The organism is Candidatus Desulfatibia sp., from assembly GCF_036446775.1.
In the GTDB taxonomy this organism is placed as follows: domain Bacteria; phylum Desulfobacterota; class Desulfobacteria; order Desulfobacterales; family UBA11574; genus Desulfatibia_A.
On the sequence record NZ_JAZFTO010000059.1, the window covers coordinates 1 to 18,824 of the forward strand.

12 protein-coding genes are annotated in these 18,824 nt (G+C 45.2%); 9 read left to right on the forward strand and 3 right to left on the reverse strand.

All coding sequences use genetic code 11. The features are described 5' to 3' along the window. Positions 1-203 precede the first annotated feature (203 nt). Both V3S16_RS02670 and V3S16_RS02675 read left to right on the forward strand, forming a co-directional pair. Positions 204-1,547 carry a phosphomannomutase/phosphoglucomutase gene (locus V3S16_RS02670; RefSeq protein WP_413883129.1) on the forward strand — a complete coding sequence of 448 codons (1,344 nt, stop codon included), beginning with the start codon at positions 204-206 and terminating at the stop codon, positions 1,545-1,547. 306 nt (positions 1,548-1,853) lie between these two features. Next, complete coding sequence (locus V3S16_RS02675) at positions 1,854-3,065, forward strand: MFS transporter (protein WP_413883130.1); 1,212 nt, start codon at positions 1,854-1,856, stop codon at positions 3,063-3,065. Between the two features lie 126 nt (positions 3,066-3,191). Here the strand turns inward: V3S16_RS02675 and V3S16_RS02680 are convergent, their stop codons facing one another. Continuing rightward, complete coding sequence (locus V3S16_RS02680) at positions 3,192-3,554, reverse strand: hypothetical protein (protein WP_413883131.1); 363 nt, start codon at positions 3,552-3,554, stop codon at positions 3,192-3,194. 549 nt (positions 3,555-4,103) lie between these two features. Further along, on the reverse strand, positions 4,104-5,024 hold the full coding sequence (gene epmA / locus V3S16_RS02685) for an EF-P lysine aminoacylase EpmA (RefSeq protein ID WP_413883132.1): 921 nt from the start codon (positions 5,022-5,024) through the stop codon (positions 4,104-4,106). 675 nt (positions 5,025-5,699) lie between these two features. Between epmA and V3S16_RS02690 the strand changes: the two genes are divergently transcribed. From V3S16_RS02690 to V3S16_RS02715, 6 genes are all read left to right on the forward strand, one after another. Beyond that, on the forward strand, positions 5,700-6,488 hold the full coding sequence (locus V3S16_RS02690) for a sugar phosphate isomerase/epimerase family protein (protein WP_413883133.1): 789 nt from the start codon (positions 5,700-5,702) through the stop codon (positions 6,486-6,488). A 341-nt stretch (positions 6,489-6,829) separates the two neighbouring features. Beyond that, positions 6,830-8,059: a S41 family peptidase gene (locus V3S16_RS02695; protein ID WP_413883134.1), complete on the forward strand. Its 1,230-nt coding sequence runs from the start codon at positions 6,830-6,832 to the stop codon at positions 8,057-8,059. A gap of 350 nt (positions 8,060-8,409) precedes the next feature. Further along, positions 8,410-10,866: a response regulator gene (locus tag V3S16_RS02700; protein ID WP_413883135.1), complete on the forward strand. Its 2,457-nt coding sequence runs from the start codon at positions 8,410-8,412 to the stop codon at positions 10,864-10,866. Positions 10,867-11,162: 296 nt separating this feature from the next. Beyond that, on the forward strand, positions 11,163-12,989 hold the full coding sequence (locus V3S16_RS02705; protein ID WP_413883136.1) for a sensor histidine kinase: 1,827 nt from the start codon (positions 11,163-11,165) through the stop codon (positions 12,987-12,989). Positions 12,990-13,034: 45 nt separating this feature from the next. Then, complete coding sequence (locus V3S16_RS02710; RefSeq protein ID WP_413883137.1) at positions 13,035-13,400, forward strand: STAS domain-containing protein; 366 nt, start codon at positions 13,035-13,037, stop codon at positions 13,398-13,400. Continuing rightward, positions 13,397-15,109, forward strand: coding sequence for a GspE/PulE family protein (locus V3S16_RS02715; RefSeq protein WP_413883138.1), 1,713 nt, complete (start codon positions 13,397-13,399; stop codon positions 15,107-15,109). Before V3S16_RS02710 ends, V3S16_RS02715 begins: the two co-directional genes overlap by 4 nt. On the opposite strand, the gene V3S16_RS02720 is transcribed toward V3S16_RS02715, so the two are convergent. After that, positions 15,110-17,287: a tetratricopeptide repeat protein gene (locus V3S16_RS02720; RefSeq protein ID WP_413883139.1), complete on the reverse strand. Its 2,178-nt coding sequence runs from the start codon at positions 17,285-17,287 to the stop codon at positions 15,110-15,112. Between the two features lie 562 nt (positions 17,288-17,849). Between V3S16_RS02720 and V3S16_RS02725 the strand changes: the two genes are divergently transcribed. Further along, positions 17,850-18,824 (forward strand): type II secretion system F family protein (locus tag V3S16_RS02725; RefSeq protein ID WP_413883140.1); only part of this gene is annotated, 975 nt, incomplete at its 3' end.

Consider the following 18,824-nt stretch of genomic DNA (forward strand, 5'->3'; position numbering starts at 1 on the left):
TATTTTATAACTGGTTGATTTGATAAGGATTATATTTGATCAAATATCCAGCGAGTATAGAAACATGCTGCGCGCGTGTCAAGTAATAGATGCTTGTTTATTTCTGTACCATATTGCTGTATAATAATCTCAACTTTTGGCCATACGCTCCATTTGGAATAATTGAGCATTTTATTTTTTACAGTCTAAGAAAGGGGACGGGCATGAATCCGGAAATATTCAGGGAATACGATATCAGAGGTGTTGCCGGAAAGGATATGACTGAAGATGAGGTGGTGCTGATTGGAAAGGGCGTGGGTACTTTCCTTAAAAAGCACGGAAAATCAAAGCTGACCGTAGGGCGCGACTGCCGGTTGACTTCAGACCTCTATTCGCAGAAGGTTATCGAAGGTTTGCTCTCCACCGGATGTGATGTGGTCGATATCGGCGTCTGCCCGACACCGGTGTTTTATTTTTCAATCCAGCAGCTTGATAAAGAGGGCGGGGTTATGGTGACTGCCAGCCACAACCCCGGGGAGTACAATGGGTTTAAACTCTGCATAGACCTGGATTCGATCCACGGCCAGGATATTCAAAAAATTATGGGCATCATCAATAAAAAAGCATTTATCCAGGGCCAGGGATCGCTTTCCGCTGCTGATGTAGTTACGCCCTACAAAAAGTTTGTTGAGAACAATATAACCCTACAGGGATCGATCAAAGTTGGTGTGGATGCCGGCAACGGTACGGCCGGGGTGGTTGCCGTGCCGGTATTGCAGAGCCTGAAGTGCGAGGTCCATGATATTTACTGCGATATGGACGGTACTTTCCCGAATCATGAAGCTGACCCTACCGTCGCAAAGAACATGCAGGATCTCATCGCTCTGGTAAAGGACAGGGGACTGGATATCGGCATCGGTTATGACGGCGACGGTGACCGGATCGGCGTGGTGGATGAAGCCGGTAATATGGTCTACGGCGATCAGTTGATGATAATTTTTTCCAGAGAAATTCTTTCAAGAAAACCCGGAGCCACTTTCATAGCTGAAGTAAAATGTTCCAAGACAATGTACGACGACATTGAAAAACACGGCGGGCGGGCGATTATGTGGAAGACCGGACATTCGTTGATCAAAAAGAAGATGAAAGAGGAAAAGGCGGAGCTTGCAGGTGAAATGAGCGGCCATATCTTCTTTGCCGACCGTTATTTCGGTTATGACGATGCCATCTATGCATCCTGCAGGCTTCTTGAAATATTAACCGGAACCGGCAAGAAGATATCCGAGCTTTTATCCGATGTGCCCGCTACGTATTCAACACCCGAAATCCGCGTTGAATGCCCGGATGACAAGAAGTTCGCCGTTGTGGAAAAAGTGACTGAATATTTCCGAAAAGAACATAAGGTTATTGATATTGACGGAGTTCGGGTGCTGTTTGAAGACGGCTGGGGGCTTGTGCGTGCATCCAACACCCAGCCCGCCCTGGTGCTCCGTTTTGAAGCCTTGTCGGAATCCAGACTTTCAGAGATAAGAAACCTGGTCGAATCTGTCTTGGCTGGTATTCGGTAACCGTTCACAGGTTCACAGGTTCAGGGTTCAAAGGTTTACCCGCCTGGCGGCGCCGTAGGCGACCAGGGTTCGGGGCTAATTAGTAAAGGTTAACAAAAAAAACAACCCTGAACTTCTGAACCTTGAACCTGTGAACGCCTACGATATTCGCAACATTTAATGTGTTGATAGATTGTTTCCAGCCCTCCACTATAATGGTGGGGGGCGTTTTATATAATAATCACATTTAACAATAATGCATTGTAGCTTTAGCATTCATTCAGAAAAATATTTTAAGCAGCAGTAATTCTAACGATTATTATATGTATGAATAAATTTGATAAAAAAATTTTTGGCACCCTGTTCTTTTCCATATTTTGCACAGTCACCGGTGTCGGGATCGTTGTTCCCCTGCTGCCGGTCTATGCCCACGGCCTGGGCGCCACCGGCTTGTACATCGCTATGATATTCGGTGCGTTTTCCCTGTCCAGGACGTTTTTTTTGCCTTATTTCGGCAGGCTCTCCGACAAAAAAGGACGCAAACCGATTATTGCTGCCGGACTTTTGGCCTATGCGCTGGTGTCGATGGCCTTCATATTGGCCCGTAATGTTGAGGCTCTTATCGCCATCCGATTCCTTCAGGGCATTGCCTCGGCCATGATAATGCCGGCTACCCAGGCTTATATTGGAGATATAACTCCGGCCGGCCGGGAAGGTACGACCATGGGGTTGTTCAACATGTCGATGTTCACCGGATTGAGTATCGGCCCCTTTATCGGCGGGGTCATCAACGACAGCTTCAGCCTTAATACGTCCTTTGCGTCCATGGGGTTTCTGGCGTTTGTCGGCTTTTTATTAAGCTATTTTCTACTGCCGCCCACACGGTCGGAAAAGGTTGTCGGCCGCGGAAAAGCACCCATAGACTGGAAATGGCTGCTGTATGATCGTGAAGTAGCCGGGCTGTTTCTTTTCAGAATGGCATATGCGGCCTGTATCGGGGTCATCTGGAGCTTTTTGCCGGTTTTGGCGGATTCGGAGTTCTCTCTGTCAAGTTCGTCCATCGGGGTGTTGGTGATGCTAGGAGTGTTTTTCAGCGGATTGATGCATCTGCCTATGGGTTTTCTGGCTGACAGGCTAAACCGCAAAATGATGGTTGTAACCGGCGGACTCATCATCAGTGTTGCAATTCTTTCTTTTGAATGGGCGGACTCCTTTTGGGACCTTGTGCTGGGCAATGTGTTGTTCGGGGTGGGTGGGGGCGTTGCCATGCCGGCCTTGATGGCCCTGGCGGTATTAAAGGGCGGCTCTACCGATGCAATGGGATCTGTCATGGGCCTGATGTCGATGTCACATAGCCTGGGTATGCTGACAGGATCTTTGTTTGCCGGTTTGATGATGGATATTTTTCAGCTTCGCCATGCGTTTCCATCCGGAGCCATATTGATGATGCTGAGCGTGGGTCTCTTCTTTTTATTTGCCTATCCTAAAAACGGGGTGCCGGCCGAGACGGATTTGCAGGTGGGGCCGCTGGACTTATAGTTACTGCCTGAACGAAAAGTCATGTTCAGTCAAAATCCTAATTTCGATATTCAGATTTAAATTTTTTGATTATCGAGTCTTTCGGGGTTGATCCAAAAGCCACATCATTTGGACGTAGATTCTTTACTATCCATCTTCATAGGGAAGATCGCATTCCTTGCAGCGGCCGCCGGGGCCGATTACGCCGATACAGCTTTCGTCGCGGCACAGGGTGCGCTGCTCCCATTCGATATCCGTGACGGCGTCGTCTTCAGCAACTTCGTCTTCAGCAACTTCGTCTTCAGCAACTTCGTCTTCAGCAACTTCGTCTTCAGCAACTTCGTCTTCTTCTGCTTCTGAATCTGATGCCGCGTATTCTTCCGAAAATTCTTGCTGCTTTTCGCTTTCATAGGGCAGGCCGCACTCCTTGCAGCGGTCGTCGGGACCGATCACACCGATACAGCTTTCATCACGGCACAGGGTGCGTTGCTCCCACTCGACATCCGACAATGATTTCGATTTTTTATTTTCCATTGCGTTTTCCTAAAAAACAAAAGTTAATTGAGGATCAATCAAAGCCCAACTCGGCTTTTTTGCTATCCTGATATATTATTTATGTTATATTCCCGAATACATTAAAAACCAATTATATTTTTTACAAAAATTAGGACCAACCCGAGTTTCTCCCGAGTCTGAGCGGCGCAGGAACAAGGCATTTCAGCCCGCAGACGTAGCACTTTACTTCGAGGCTGAGTCAACGACCATCGAACAGACTGAACATCGAACATCGAACGTCCAACGTTGAACATCGAATAATGATGTCGCTCCGCTCAGCAATTTAATTTCATTTATCTTCAAAAATCCGATGTCAAACCTTGAATGACTATTTCTTTTTCTTTTCAGCCGTTTTGATACTCGTAACGAAAATCTTAATTAATTTTCCCATTCAACATTCGATGTTGGACGTTCGATGTTCGATGTTCATTTTTTTAGTAGACCTTCCACGGTCACAAGCAACAACGCAGTTTCTGTGTTGCTCAGGCTTGTGGGAAGCTCGGGTTAAAGTTCTTCAGGCGTAAATGCCACCACATCATCGATCTTGTTGGTGTCGGCCAACAGCATCACCAGCCGGTCGATGCCCAGGGCATTGCCGGCGGCTTCCGGCATATATTGCAAGGCATCCAGAAATTTTTGCGGCATTGGAGATACATTTTTTCCGGACAACCTGCGGACGGTTTGTTCATGTTCAAAGCGGATTTTTTGTTCAGCCGGATCAACAAGTTCGGTAAAGGCATTGCACAGTTCAAGACCGCATATGTAAAGCTCGAAACGCTCGGCAACGGAGCGGTCATCGGGTTTCAATCTGGCGAGGGCGCCGCTTGAAACCGGGTAATCATAAAGAAACAGCGGTTTTGTGCGCCCTAAATGAGGTTCGATTTCAACGGCCGTCACTTCATCAAAACGATTACTGGCAAGCGCGCTTTGCATTGACATGGACGCAAACTTATCAAAGGCTTGCGCCACTGTCATTCTGTCCCAGCGCGCTTTAAGATCGATGCTTTGGTCCTGATAAACAATAACATTTCCTAAACCGGTTTGCTTGGCTGTAAACCGTATCAGATCTTCACACTGGTCCATCATATCGAGATAGCTATGTCCGGCGCAGTACCACTCCAGCAGCGTCATTTCGGGAAGATGGCGCCGGCCCCGTTCTTTACTGCGGAAGCATCTGCAAACCTGAAAAATACGCGGGTATCCGGCGGCCAGGAGCCGTTTCATGCAGAGTTCGGGTGATGTATGCAAATACCAGTTATCCGCAGCTTCGGCGTCAATATGGGCCTCGGGGGCCGGGGCCGGTATCCGGCAGGGGGTTTCGACTTCAAGATAGTCATGATCAATAAAAAACCGGCGAACCGCCTGAATAACCCGGGCCCTGATTGCCAGGTTTCTTTTGATGGACGCCTGTCTGCTATTTTCCATACTCAAAACTCCTAACCGGATAAACCGGCCTCCGGCTCGTAGAGCCTACGCCTCGGAGAGAATTAAATAAGATTCTCTCGCAAAGGCGCAAAGACGCCAAGATTCTTTAAAAACTTATCTTTGTTTTCCTTTGCGGGCTTTGCGCCTTTGCGTGAAATAATGTACTGCTCAATAATTGATTTTTGCCACAAAATACACAAATTTTACAACTAAGGTCCTAACGAAGGCGAACTAAAACTATATAAACTTATCACGAAAGCACGAAAATACGAAGACCCGAAAAATATTATTTTTGATTTACACAATTAGCGCTTCTTTTCCAGAACAATCTGTGGCAAAATCACCATTTATGGATTAACACTAATTAACTGAGGGGTCGGGGAGTTTTTATTATAGAGTATTATCTGTCAGCGGAATGGAAGATCTTTTTTTAAAGCGTGTGCTGTTTGAGTGTATTAGGGATCCGTTAAAAAGAACAGACGTATACCGCAATTGTTTCATAGCAAACGATTGCCCATCGTAAAGCAAACCTGTTGTTTTTTGTGATAAAAGCCTCTGTTCTTTCTTTACGAGCCCTTATACACGAGTTCACACGGTTTAAAAAAAGATTTTCCATGAAGCGACCATAAGAGAAAACTCCCCGATCACTAAGTGCTCTTTCATGGAAGGATAGCCATGAGCAAGCTTATCGAAATAACTCAGGTAAACATTCCCTTTACCATGCTTTACGAATCGTATCTTGATATGTTTTTAACAAACCGTTTGAATCCGGAAATCGGACTGGATTGCACTGCGCTGGAAAATTTCAGCTTCTCCCAATTCAGCAATATTGCCGACCGTCTTCATCAGCGCGGTCTCAGCATTACTCTGCATGCACCCTTTATTGATCTGTCCCCCGGTTCGCCGGATCCGGCGGTAAGAGCTTTAACCCGGCATCGTTTTGAGCAGATGCTTGAGTTGATTCCGCTGTTTAAGCCCAAAACGGTGGTATGCCACGCCGCATATGACCGGAAGCGATATGGGGTATTTAGAGACCAGTGGATTGAAAACAGCCTGCAAACATGGGTCTGGTTGAGCAAGCGTGTCAGAGATGAGGGCGGTGTATTAATGCTGGAGAATGTATATGAACACGGCCCCGATGATATGCGAATAATTTTCGAAAGTCTTGCTGATCAACGCGTTGGTTTTTGTTTTGATACCGGCCATCAGGCCGCTTTCAGCCGCATCGCCCTGGAAACATGGATTGAATCGCTGGGGCCATTTTTAGGCCAGGTTCATCTCCATGATAACTGTGGCAATCAGGATGAGCATCTGGCGTTGGGCCGGGGCAATATAGATTTTCCAATGCTCTTTGAACATCTCAAAAGCATAAAAAAAGATCCTCCCGTAATCACGCTTGAGCCCCACCGGGAAGGAGATTTCTGGCCCAGTATAGAATACCTGACAAAGGTCTGGCCCTGGTAGGCCATGACACCAACGTAACTTCTCAATAATCCCGGGAAAAGGGCTTCAGGGTTTTTCAAAAAAGGTGATATCCTGGTCGTCTGCCATGGCATCTCACGGTGACCAAATATTTATGATTGCTGCCGAAACGTTTTACAATCTCACGAATAATTTGACAAATCATAAATATTTGGTAACCATTAAATAGCGTAGCTGATAGCGCCTTTTTTGAATAATTCTGAAGCCCGATGATTTTCTAAACCCTAACTTATTGATAAGTTACATGCCAACAACTCAAACGAATAATTTTATAAACAATTTATTTTGGTGTTTATTGAAAACCACAAGGAAAGAGCTTTATCATGCAACCAAAGACTAAACGCTTAAAACTGACGGCAGTCGGATTTTTATTGCTTTTTTTTATTTTTTGGACACCGTGGAGCCGGGCCGGGGAAAAAACGACCTTTAAACCACTGTTCCCTGTCGGCCTGAATCATGATTTCCCCGAGTCAAAAAAAACATTTGAAGAAGTTAAAAACTTAATTATGCAGCACTATTACAGCGATGAAATCACCGAGGATGCGCTTTATTGGTCCGCAATCCAAGGGATGCTGCGCCACATATCGCCGCCCAAAGAACCGGAGCTTGCTAAAATCTGGACGGCGGAAGAATACGAGAAAATTTACCTGTCTCGACAGGGCAATCAAGTTTCAATCGGAATCAAAAGTACCTTTAACCCCAATGAAGGCCGTCTTACGGTCACCGAAGTTTTGCCGGATTCGCCGGCCGATTCGATTCTGAAACCTTTTGATCATATCCTGCGGATCGATTCTCAATCGCTAAAAGGGAAAACCTTGCAGGAGCTGAATGCACTTTTAGACGGCAAAGAGGGGACTGAAGTTGACCTAACCGTGAACCGGGACGTTAAAATTTTTAAAGTTACCCTAACACGCTGGAAATTTAAGACGGAAACTTTGATCATCAGCCGGCTTACCGATGAAATTGCTTTGGTGGAGATTAAACGGTTTACGGCCAAGTTGTCGAATAAACTGAAGGATGAGCTGACTAAATTAAAAGATAAAGATTTTCAGAAGCTGATCATCGATCTTCGCAACAACCCCGGCGGTGTCTTTGCCGAGTCTTTGCGAATGGTTGAATTGTTTCTGCCTGAGAAACGGATTCTTTTGAGAACGTTTCAGCGGGCGCAAAAGCTGCAAAATTACGTTTCCGTCAACACGCAGCCGTTTGGGTTTGATATTGCAGTCCTGGTCAACCCCCAAACCGCTTCATCTGCGGAAATCCTGGCAAGCGCCCTTCAGGACCACCGGAAAGCACTTGTCATCGGGACGAAAACTTTTGGCAAGGGGGTTTTTGAAAAAACGTTTAAACTTAATAATGATTTCCACGTTAAATTTATTACGGGGGCCATGTATTCCCCCAAAGGATCGTCATGGCAGGGGCGGGGGCTTACGCCGGATTTTTTAGTAAAACAGGATAACAAAACCCTGGCGGCTTTGTTAAAAATGGAAGTGGAGCAACGTTTCCGCAAAGACGTGGCCATGATCACAGCTTATAAACTGTTGATGCGCTAACATTGATCCGGGGCAGGTCGTTTCTGTTGACAATTTAAGTTACATAATTCATTAATGTTTTTTGGAAAAAAGCCGATAATAGTTTAATTTGAATTCCTCCAACCCGGACAAGCCGGAACCAAAAATATTTGCCACAAAGACACAAAGGCACAAAGAAGGAGTCTGGATTATAAAGCTTAATGATTCAGTTTTATTGGTTAAATTGGTTCCATTGGTTTGGTTGGTTAACAAATAAAACTAATTAAACCAATCAAACCAATCGGACAATTTAAATTAGTATTATAATCTTAGTGTCTTAGTGCCTTGGTGGCTGAACTATTACGTTTGATCTTATATAAGGATTTTTTAGCATGAAAAAGAAAATTCTAGTGGTGGACGATAACCGGCAGATGTTGGAGTTAATATCAAATCTGCTGGAGGAAGAAGGACATCAGGTAATTACGGCCGAAGATGGCTACTCCGCCCTGGATCTGCTTATTTCCTATACCCCTGACATTATCTTTGTCGACCTTGTGATGCCTCTGATCGGTGGAGACAAATTGTGCAAAATTGTCCGCAAAATGGAGCACCTGCAGGATTGTTACCTGGTGCTTGTTTCAGCGGCGGCTTCCGAACTTGACTTTGACTACATCGAAATCGGTGCGGATGCTTGTATTGCCAAAGGCCCCGCAGACTCAATTACCGGGCATATTTTGGCGGTGGTAAAAGAATCGGATGCTTGGCAAAAGGAAGACAGACCCAAAGCAATTAGGGGCTTAGATGAAATATATCCCCGGCAAATGACCAGAGAGTTGCTTTTCCGTAATCGCCATCTGGAAACCATGTTGGAAAGCATGGCAGAGGGAATTCTTGAGGTTTTTTCCGGCAGGGTCGTTTATGCCAACTTAACGGCGGCATCTCTCTTCGGTATGCCGCTGGAAAAACTCTTGTTTAAATATTTTTTAGATTTATTCGACGAAAAGGAGCGTTTGCACATAGAAACCCTGTTGAAAACAGAAAAAGGCCGGCCCCTTGAAATCGATGCGGACACGCCGGTTGAGCTTAATAACAGACAGGTTATCATCAAGAAACACGAGGTGAAAGGAGACGAATCCACCTACATAGTCATAATAACGGATGTGACTGAACGGAAAAAAACGGAGAAAGAATTAAGTGCATACCGGGACCACCTGGAAGTCCTTGTTAAAGAGCGCACAACCGAATTAAGCAAAACCAATAAGCTGCTGCAAATGGAAATCAAGGAGCGCATTCTAGTGGAGACGGCACTGCGAGAAAGCAAAGAGCTCTTTGATGCGTTTATGAAAAATCTTCCGGCCTTAGCTTTCATGAAAGATATCAACGGGCGTTATATTTATTTCAACGAAGCCTATAGAGATATCCTCAAGGTTGATCCGGATGACTTTATCGGCCTAAACGATGATGAAATCTGGCCTGCTGAAGTGGCCGGGCCGATGCAAGCAAACGATAAAATCGTCATGTCCGAAAGTAAGGTCTCGAACACGGTCGAAACCATAACATTTGGTGATGAAACCCAGTATTATCTTTATACCAAATTTCCTATCTTCAAAGACAAGAGACCTTTCCTGCTTGCCGGAATTGCAATTAACATCAGCGAGCGTTATCGATCGGAAAGAGAGAAAAAGAAGTTGGAAGCCAAACTCCAGCACGCCCAAAAGATGGAAGCCATCGGAACGCTTGCCGGCGGAGTGGCCCATGATCTTAATAATATCTTGTCAGGCCTGGTAAGCTATCCCGATTTAATTTTAATGGACCTTCCTCCGGAAAACCCCTTAAGAAATGCTATCTTAACCATAAAAAAATCAGGGGAAAAAGCCGCCGCTATCGTACAGGATTTACTGACTCTGGCAAGAAGAGGGGTTGCCGTCAAGGAGGTTGTGAAACTTAATGATATTATTTCTGAATATTTAAAAAGTCCCGAATATGATAAGCTAAAATTGTACCACCTTCAAGTTGAACTCGCAACCGATCTTGGAAGCGGACTGTTGCCTGTTATGGGCTCCCCGGCCCACCTATCCATGACAATTATGAATTTAGTATCTAATGCAGCTGAATCTATGCCTGCCGGAGGCGAGATATTGATTTCAACAGAAAACCGTTATATCGACAGACCTTTAAGCGGTTATGACGATGTGAAAGAAGGGGATTATGTTGTCCTTACAGTTTCCGACACCGGAATGGGTATCTTAGATAATGATATGGATAAAATATTCGATCCCTTTTATACCAAAAAAGTTATGGGGAAAAGCGGAACCGGGTTGGGTATGGCGGTGGTATGGGGCACCGTAAAAGACCATGAAGGGTATATAGATATTCAAAGCACCAGAGGCAAAGGAACGACGTTTACCCTTTATTTTCCCGTGACTAGAGAGGAAATAGCCCACGATAACAACGATTTGTCTGTCGAAAGTTTGCTGGGAAAGGAAGAGTCGATATTAGTTGTGGATGATGTGGCAGAACAAAGAGAAATAGCTTCTAAAATGCTAATAAAACTGGGATATTCCGCTTCAGTGGTTTCAAGCGGTGAAGCAGCGGTTGACTATCTGAAAGATAATACGGTAGATTTATTGGTATTGGATATGATTATGGATCCCGGAATCGACGGGCTTGAAACCTACAAAAAGATTCTCGGTATGCACCCTGGACAGAAAGCGGTAATCACCAGCGGTTTTTCTGAAACAGATCAGGTTAAAGAGACTCAAAAACTGGGAGCGGGGACTTATATAAAAAAACCATATACACTGGAGAAACTTGGGACGGCTGTGAAAGCTGAACTAAATCCAAGCTAATAGTTCACCGCAGAGTCGCAGAGGACGCAAAGACAATGAATATTTTTCTTTCTGCTGACCCCGGAGGAATAGGCTCCGCATTCCACAGGGCAGGGAGGGCAGAAAAAACTATTGTTTAAAGCTCATAGTGCGAATTGTAAATGAATTAGAAGAATAATCGGCATGGGATGGATCTTTTTGCTTTCCGGCGTCTCTGTCCCGCTGTAGTTTGCGGGGTCAGCGGAAAGCAAAAAAAAGATAACCCTTTGCGCTCTCTGCGACTCTGCGGTGAACTATTACTTATAGACAGGTATTGTATGAAATCACGGATCAACATTGCGTTGCTTGCCATTTTCATTGTTGGGGTTACTATTTTGACCCTAAACCTGAAGCGGCAGGATGAAAAGCAGAACTTACAAAATATTCTGAGCAAAGGGAATTATCTGACAAGCCTCATTTCGCTGTATCCTATAATGGATTTTAAGCCTGATAAACGTGACTTCTTCCTTAGAACCCTCACGGAATATACCTCAAAAGAAGGTTTTGTTTACCTATTTATACATGATAACGCCGGAGACACCCTGATCTCATTATCCTCCAGAGGTCTTTCCTCCAAAATCCCCAATGATATTCGGGTAAAAGCAATTGCTACAACGGGGTTAACAAAACAAACCTTTAACGTCAGCGGCTCTAAGGATAAAATATTTGAATTCGCCAAACCTGTCTTTAAAAACGGACAAAGAAACGGTACCATCCGGCTGGGCCTCAAACTTTTACCGGCCTCGCTTTTCTCCGGGGAGCGCATTAGTTTCCTGGCAATGATTGTTTTTTTAATATTAGCCGCCTTATCCATAGGCTATTATGGGGTCACGCTGGCCCTCAAACCGTTCAAGAATTTAGATCAATCCGTTATAACAGCGGACAGCGACTTTGAATCGGCAGCTAAAGATTCAGGAAAAATCGTGCGAATTGCACCGATAATTGATGATCTGGAGGAGTATTTAATCCAAATAAAAAGCAAGTTGAAGATTATAGAAACAGACAATGTGGACTTGATTTCCAAGCTGGGTGTAACAACTTTCGAGAAAAATAAAATTGTCAAAATTCTGGATTCCATCAACTTCGGTATCATAATAACCGATATTCAGGAAAATATAGACCACATTAACGCATACATGCTTAAGCTGCTCGACAAAAAGCGGGAAGACGTGATTTTTCAGCCCTTCAGTACCATTATAAATCACAGTGAAATTACTTCATTCGTGTCTCAAGATGATATAGCCGGGCAGTCCAAGACCATAAGCGGGACGGAATCCATTTTTCCCGAAACACACCCGGGTGAAATCTTCAAAGTTTCCGCCAGCTATCTCGTGGGTGGTGAAAACACACCCATCGGCAAAATAATTTCGTTTCATAATACCACAGTCGAATCATTGGCGGAAAAGGCTAAACACGAATTTATCACGCACGTAGCCCATGAGATTCTGACTCCGATTACAAATATTAAATCATACAGCGAAATGCTTATGGACGGGGAAATTGAAGACCTTGAATTGCAAAAAGAATTTTATAATACCATTAATGAGCAGACCAACAGGTTGGCTGATATGGTTAAAAACCTTCTTAATATTTCAAAAATGGAGATGGGAAGCCTCACCTTAGACAAAGGGCTGGTGAAAACCGACTGGTTTTTCGATGACTGTCTCTCGTCCATCGCGGCTTCGGCACTTGAGAAAAACATCACCATCCAGAGAAATCAGCCGGACATATTTCCTAATTTGATGGCCGACAAGGAGCTTTTAAAGACCGCAATTATTAATATTCTAGGCAATGCTTTGAAATATACGCCCCCAAACGGCAGCATTACATTCGAGATCAGCGAGCAGGATAAAATGGTAGTCTTTGAAATTATAGATACCGGCTACGGTATTTCTTCGGAAGAACTGCCGCACATTTTTGAAAAGTTCTATCGTTCCAGCAACCCTCAAGTTGCCGACCAAGACGGCAGTGGACTGGGGCTGGCAACTACTTCGGAGATTGTTCATCTTCACGATGGTGAAATCAATGTCGATAGCGAACCCGGCAGGGGAACTCATTTTACGATAAAACTGCCCAAGGAAGAGTTCTATCTTGGAGAATCTTAGTGTCTTAGTGCCTTAGTGGCTGAATTGTTACGAAAGAAGGAGAGAATGGCCGGCAGCGATACCGAAAAGCAGGAATCTAAGATCAGTATAAAGAAAGTCGGAGTCAGCCGTGTTGTAGCCCCCGGCGAGTCACTGACCTATCAAAATTGTAAAGAACTAGAAGACCTGGTAAAGGGGTTGGTCAGCCAAAATCAAACCAGGATTATCCTGGATTGTAAAAATACGCCTTTTATCGACAGCAAGGGACTGGAACTTTTGCTACAGTTACACACAGAACTCAAAAATCGGGGCGGTGCCATAAAAATCACCGGTCTGAATGCGGTTTGCCGGGACATACTACTGTCAACAAGGCTTATCAACGTTTTTTTTGTCTATGAAGATATTGCCGAAGGCTTGAGAAGTTATCCATGAGAAAAAGCCATATACCAAAAAAAAGAATGAAGCTTGGAGAAATTCTGGTACGCCAGGGGCGCATTACTCCGGATGAATTGGTTGAGCTTCTGCGCCTTCAAAAAGAAGTTTCCAAGCCGTTAGGTCAAATTTTGATAGACAAAAAAATTCTGACCGGACAGGAATTGACCAATGTCCTGGGAGAGCAGTTAGGGATACCACATGTATGGTTGCGCAAAGGCTTGGTAGACCCCCGGATTGTGCATATTTTGCCCAAAGAAAAGGCCATTCTTTATCAAGTTATTCCCATGTTTCGGGTTAACAATATCCTGACCCTGGCCACGGCAGATCCTAATGATATTTTTGTGTTTGACGAAATTTCAAAAATTACCAATCTGGAAGTTAAGCCGGTCATATGCCGTGTGGATGATATTATGGAAGCTGTCAGTCAAAGCTACCGGGAAGATGTGAGCATTGATGAAGTTATGATCAGCCTCGAAGAGTCCGACATCGAGGTCGTTGAGGCCGTGGCCGACAGGGAGGTCAGCGAGATCGCTGAAATGGCGGAGGGAAGCCCGGTGATCAATATGGTTAATATGATCCTGCTCAAAGCCATTCGGGACGGTGCCAGCGATATTCATCTGGAGCCGCAGGATAAAAAATTTCAGATTAGAGCCCGGGTTGACGGTATTTTATATGAACTCATGTCTCCTAAAATTGATATGCATCCGGCCGTGGTGTCCAGACTGAAGGTGATGGCCAACCTGGATATCGCCGAAAGACGTATGCCGCAAGACGGCCGCATTCAGGTGAATGTAGACAGGCGTACCATTGATCTTCGGTTTTCATCTATGCCGGGCATATATGGCGAAAAGGTCGTCTTGAGAATTCTGGACAGAGGAAAAGCCATTCTGGATATCAACAAGTTAGGTTTTAATACTGAAATGTCGGAACGCTACAAGTCTCTGCTTAAAAGGTCCCACGGCCTTATTTTGGTTTGCGGTCCGACCGGGAGCGGCAAGACCACCACACTGTATGCGGCATTATCCACACTTAACAGCCAGGAAAAAAATATTATCACCATTGAAGACCCTGTAGAATACCAGATAAAGAACATCAATCAGAACCAGGTAAAGCCGGCTATCGGCCTTTCCTTTGCCACGTTTTTGAAACATGCCCTCAGGCAGGATCCGGACATTATCCTGGTGGGCGAAATTCGAGACCGGGAAACCGCCGAGATTGCAATCCAGGCCTCTTTGACCGGACATCTGGTGCTTTCAACGCTGCATACCAATGACAGCCCCAGCGTTATTACCCGGCTGTTAGAAATGAGAATCGAATCCTACCTTATCTCTTCATCCCTGCTGGCTTCCATGGCACAGCGTCTGGTGCGTACGATTTGCCCCGAATGCAGAACTAATTTCTACCCTTCTAAGGAAGTACTCAAAGAACTTGGGCTTGATGGAGACAAGCGGAAGCGGCTATTTAAGGGCAAGGGGTGCAAAGAATGCTATGATTCCGGTTTCAAAGGACGCATCGCTATTTATGAACTGCTGGAGATGGATGACGGCCTGCAGGATCTTATTTTGAATAATCCGACGATTGACATCCTCCAAAACTATCTGAAGGATAATGGATTCAGGAGCTTGAGGGAGTTTGGATATGAAAAAGTTGTGGGGGGGCTCACCACCATAGAGGAAGTCAGACAGGCCACTTCCATGGATATGTAATTACTTTTTGGTTTGATGTTTTTTATTAGAAATTAAGGATAGGTTGTGGCGCGCCTGGGCATCATCGGGCCGGAGGCGCAGCGCTTCGGAAAAATGATCGGCAGCCTCCTTAAAACGTCCCTGCTCGGCCAGTGCAATACCCAGATTGTTGTGGGCTTCGGCATAGTCGGGTTTGAGCCTGAGTGCCTCTAAATAGCGGTCAATCGCCTCCTTGATTTTTTCCTGCCGCATCAGCACAACCCCCAAGTTATTGTGCACTCCGGCATCATCGGGCTTAAGCTTCAACGCCTCCAGGTAGGAACGAACAGCTTCCTTCAGCATTCCCTGTCGCGTCAGGGCAACCCCCAGGCTATTGTATGTCCGGGCATCGTCCGTGCGGATCTTAAGGGCCGCAAGATAATGGTCAATAGCTTTTTTGACATCTCCTTGCATTTCCAGGGCATCTCCCATGTTGTGGTGGGCCTCGGCATAGTCGGGGCGGATCCTCAGCGCCGCGGATAAATGATAAACAGCCTCTTTGAAACGCCCCTGTGCTTGCAAGGCGATCCCCAGGTTGTTGTGCGCTTCGGCAAAATCGGGTTTGATCCGCAGGGCTTTTAAATAATGCTTGACGGCGGCCTTAAGATGCCCTTTTTTCTCCATAACAAGGCCCAAATTATAATGGGCCGCTGAATTACCGGGATGAATCCGCAAAGCTGCGGAGAAATGATCCGCGGCCTGATCTAAATTTTTTTGCTTAAATAAAGCCAACCCAAGGTTGTTGTGCGCCTTGGTGTAATCAGGTTTGAGCCTCAGGGCCGCGGACAAATGATCAATAGCTTCCGTAAGACGTCCCTGTTGTGCCAGGTCGGAACCCAGATTATATTGTGCTCTGGAACTCTGAGGGTTTTTGGAGATAACATCGTACCAGAGGGTAATAGGGTCCTGCCAAATTTTATTCCTAAAATAGGTAGCCGTTCCCAAAGAGACGATAATAGCGCTGGAAACAATAAAAACCCAGGTTCGATGTGCCGATAAAAGATGAAAAAAAAGATAAGCTGTCATCAAGGCCAGGCCAACCATGGGCAGATAGAGCCGGTGCTCGAAGATAATCTCCAAGCCGATAATGGAAGACTCGATCATCAAATGGATGAAAAACCAGAGGATACAAAAGGAAACCAGGCGCTGCTTTTTGGCAATACAGACGGCAAGACCCAGGAGAAAGACCAGAATCAGCAGGGAAAAAAGAGTGGTGACGGGGTCCAATAATGAATGTGACGTTGTGATGTGATGAAGAAGATTAAGTCTTAAAGGATGCGGATAGAAAAGCAGGCTCAAATAAAAAACGAGCACCCTGAACTGGGTCAGAATTCTTTCCTCCAAGGTGAAATCCCGGTGGGTGTAAGATCCTACTAGGCCGTCAAGGGGGTTTGATCCTAAAAACATATATGCCACCAAACCCAAAAGAACGACAAGGCCGATGCAGTATTTGAGATTTTGTTTAAGCCAGTCTTTACTTAGGCTTTGAAAGAAATACCATTCGTAAAGCAACAGGACCAGAGGCAGTGTGGCTGCTATCTCTTTGGATCCTAAGGCTAAAAACCAGCACAGCAGACAGCCGGCCCATTGTGTCCACCGTTTCCATCTTATTAGGGTTGATCTTGCGCCAATATAGAAAATTAATGACAAGAGATAAAACATGACCGCCATACTGTTCATGCGCTGCACAATGTAAGTGACCGATTGGACCTGTATTGGATGAGCAATAAAGATCAGAGCCGCAAATAAGGAGATGTATGCCGTGGAAAACTGAGGGGATCGGGAATGTTCAGGTGCGGCAATGCCGACCTGTTTGAGAGTTGACAATGTGAAAATATATACTAAAATTCCATTAATGAGGTGAATAAGGATATTAACAAGGTGATATCCGGCGGTATTATATTTGCCCAAGTAGTAATTAACGGCAAAACTGACATTTGCAACCGGTCGATTTACATGCGGGCTTTTAAAGGCGGCGGCGGATAATTTTTCAAAACTAAGCTCCGTTAAGCGCATAAAAGAATTTTCGGTGATATTTGGTTGGTCGTCAAATACAAAAGCGTAGTTTAAAGTATTGGAATAAATGATGGCGGTAAGCAGGCATATGGCCAAAACGGCCCGGCGATGAAATGTATTAAGATTATAGATATCTTTGCTCATATGTGTGATGGTTAACAGGTTCAGAGGTTCAAAGGTTCAAAGGTTGGTTCTCTGAACCCAGAACCCCGAACAGACTGAACATCGAACATCGAACGTCCAACGTTGAACATCGAATAATGATGTCGCTCCGCTCTGCAATTTAATTTCATTCGTTTTTTATTATTCATCATTCGATGTTGGACGTTCGCTGTTCATTCGTCCTTTTTCTTTCATTCACCATTCGATGTTGAACGTTCGATGTTCGATGTTCATCTTTTTCAGTAAACCTTCCACAGTCCATCCGGGGCAAAAAACATTGCACTTATGAACCCAGAACCCTGAACCCCTGAACGGTTACCGTAATTTTATCAATAAAAACAAAAAAATGATAGCAACAATATAGGGCGTCAGAAAGGTTTTGTATTTGACACCTATTCTGAACTTTGATAAAAAAATTAATATGTTGTCAATCTCTTTGTCAATTGTGACAATGGTGAGTAAAATATCACCGGTTTTATTAGTACTAAAGCGGCGCAGCCGCGTTATCTAAAATCGCGCAGCGATTGTATAGGAGCATTGCGTTTTGGCTATAGTAATCAAACAAAAAGGCTCTGAGCCGGGAGCAAAGCTTGCGCCGGATGCCGGGCGGCATGGTCATATCATTCGCCGCTTCGGGAAAAAAGTCAAACCCGGGGAGGTAACTTTTTTTATTTCCCAGCTTGCACTGATGCTGGAGATCGGTACATCCTTGACGCATGCGCTGAAAGCCACGGCCGATCAAACCAAAAACCCGGCTTTTGAGACGGTGATCCGATCCATGCAGGTTGATCTTGAGGAAGGCCGCCAGCTTTCCGAGGCCATGAGCAGGCATCCTCAAATATTCAGAAGTATTTTTGTCAGCATGGTAAAAGCCGGGGAAACCGGCGGTTATTTAAAAGGAATCTTGGAACGCACGGTGGAGATGCAGGAAAAGCGTCAGGCGCTTATCACCCAGGTCCGGGCCACCCTGATGTACCCTGTGGTGTTGTGTGTTTTGTCAACAGTGGTAATCATTTTTGTCCTGGCGGGCATCCTGCCCAAATTTGTCGTCCTTTTCGAGGGCAAGGAGAGTGTTTTGCCTTTCACTACCCGGTTCCTGATGGCCATGAGCGCTTCGCTGCGGCAATACTGGTGGGTGTATATTGTTTTTAGCGTTGGGCTGATAGTGGTTTTAAAATTATGGAAAGACAGTAATCACGGCCAGGCCCTGATTGACCGCTTTTCTGTGAGTGCACCGCTGCTTTCCAGAATATTCAACAAAATGTATACCGCTCAGCTTCTGAGAACATTAGGCAATTTGATGGAAAGTCAGGTGCCGCTTATCGAAGCGCTGAAAGTGACCCGAGACACTTTTAGCAACCGGCATTTCAGGAATTTTATAGCCAATATTATGTCGCATGTGGAGCAGGGCGGCAGGTTCTCGCGGCCGTTTGCCGACTATCCTTATGTCATGGAATCGGTCAAACAGATGGTAGCCACCGGAGAAGAAGTCGGCAAATTGCCAAATGTCATGTTGCGT

Coding starts and splice junctions, on each gene's coding strand:
- V3S16_RS02670 (WP_413883129.1), top strand. CDS start 204: ATGAATCCGGAAATATTCAGGGAATACGATATCAGAGGTGTTGCCGGA.
- V3S16_RS02675 (WP_413883130.1), top strand. CDS start 1,854: ATGAATAAATTTGATAAAAAAATTTTTGGCACCCTGTTCTTTTCCATA.
- epmA (WP_413883132.1), bottom strand. CDS start 5,024: ATGGAAAATAGCAGACAGGCGTCCATCAAAAGAAACCTGGCAATCAGG.
- V3S16_RS02690 (WP_413883133.1), top strand. CDS start 5,700: ATGAGCAAGCTTATCGAAATAACTCAGGTAAACATTCCCTTTACCATG.
- V3S16_RS02695 (WP_413883134.1), top strand. CDS start 6,830: ATGCAACCAAAGACTAAACGCTTAAAACTGACGGCAGTCGGATTTTTA.
- V3S16_RS02700 (WP_413883135.1), top strand. CDS start 8,410: ATGAAAAAGAAAATTCTAGTGGTGGACGATAACCGGCAGATGTTGGAG.
- V3S16_RS02705 (WP_413883136.1), top strand. CDS start 11,163: ATGAAATCACGGATCAACATTGCGTTGCTTGCCATTTTCATTGTTGGG.
- V3S16_RS02710 (WP_413883137.1), top strand. CDS start 13,035: ATGGCCGGCAGCGATACCGAAAAGCAGGAATCTAAGATCAGTATAAAG.
- V3S16_RS02715 (WP_413883138.1), top strand. CDS start 13,397: ATGAGAAAAAGCCATATACCAAAAAAAAGAATGAAGCTTGGAGAAATT.
- V3S16_RS02720 (WP_413883139.1), bottom strand. CDS start 17,287: ATGAGCAAAGATATCTATAATCTTAATACATTTCATCGCCGGGCCGTT.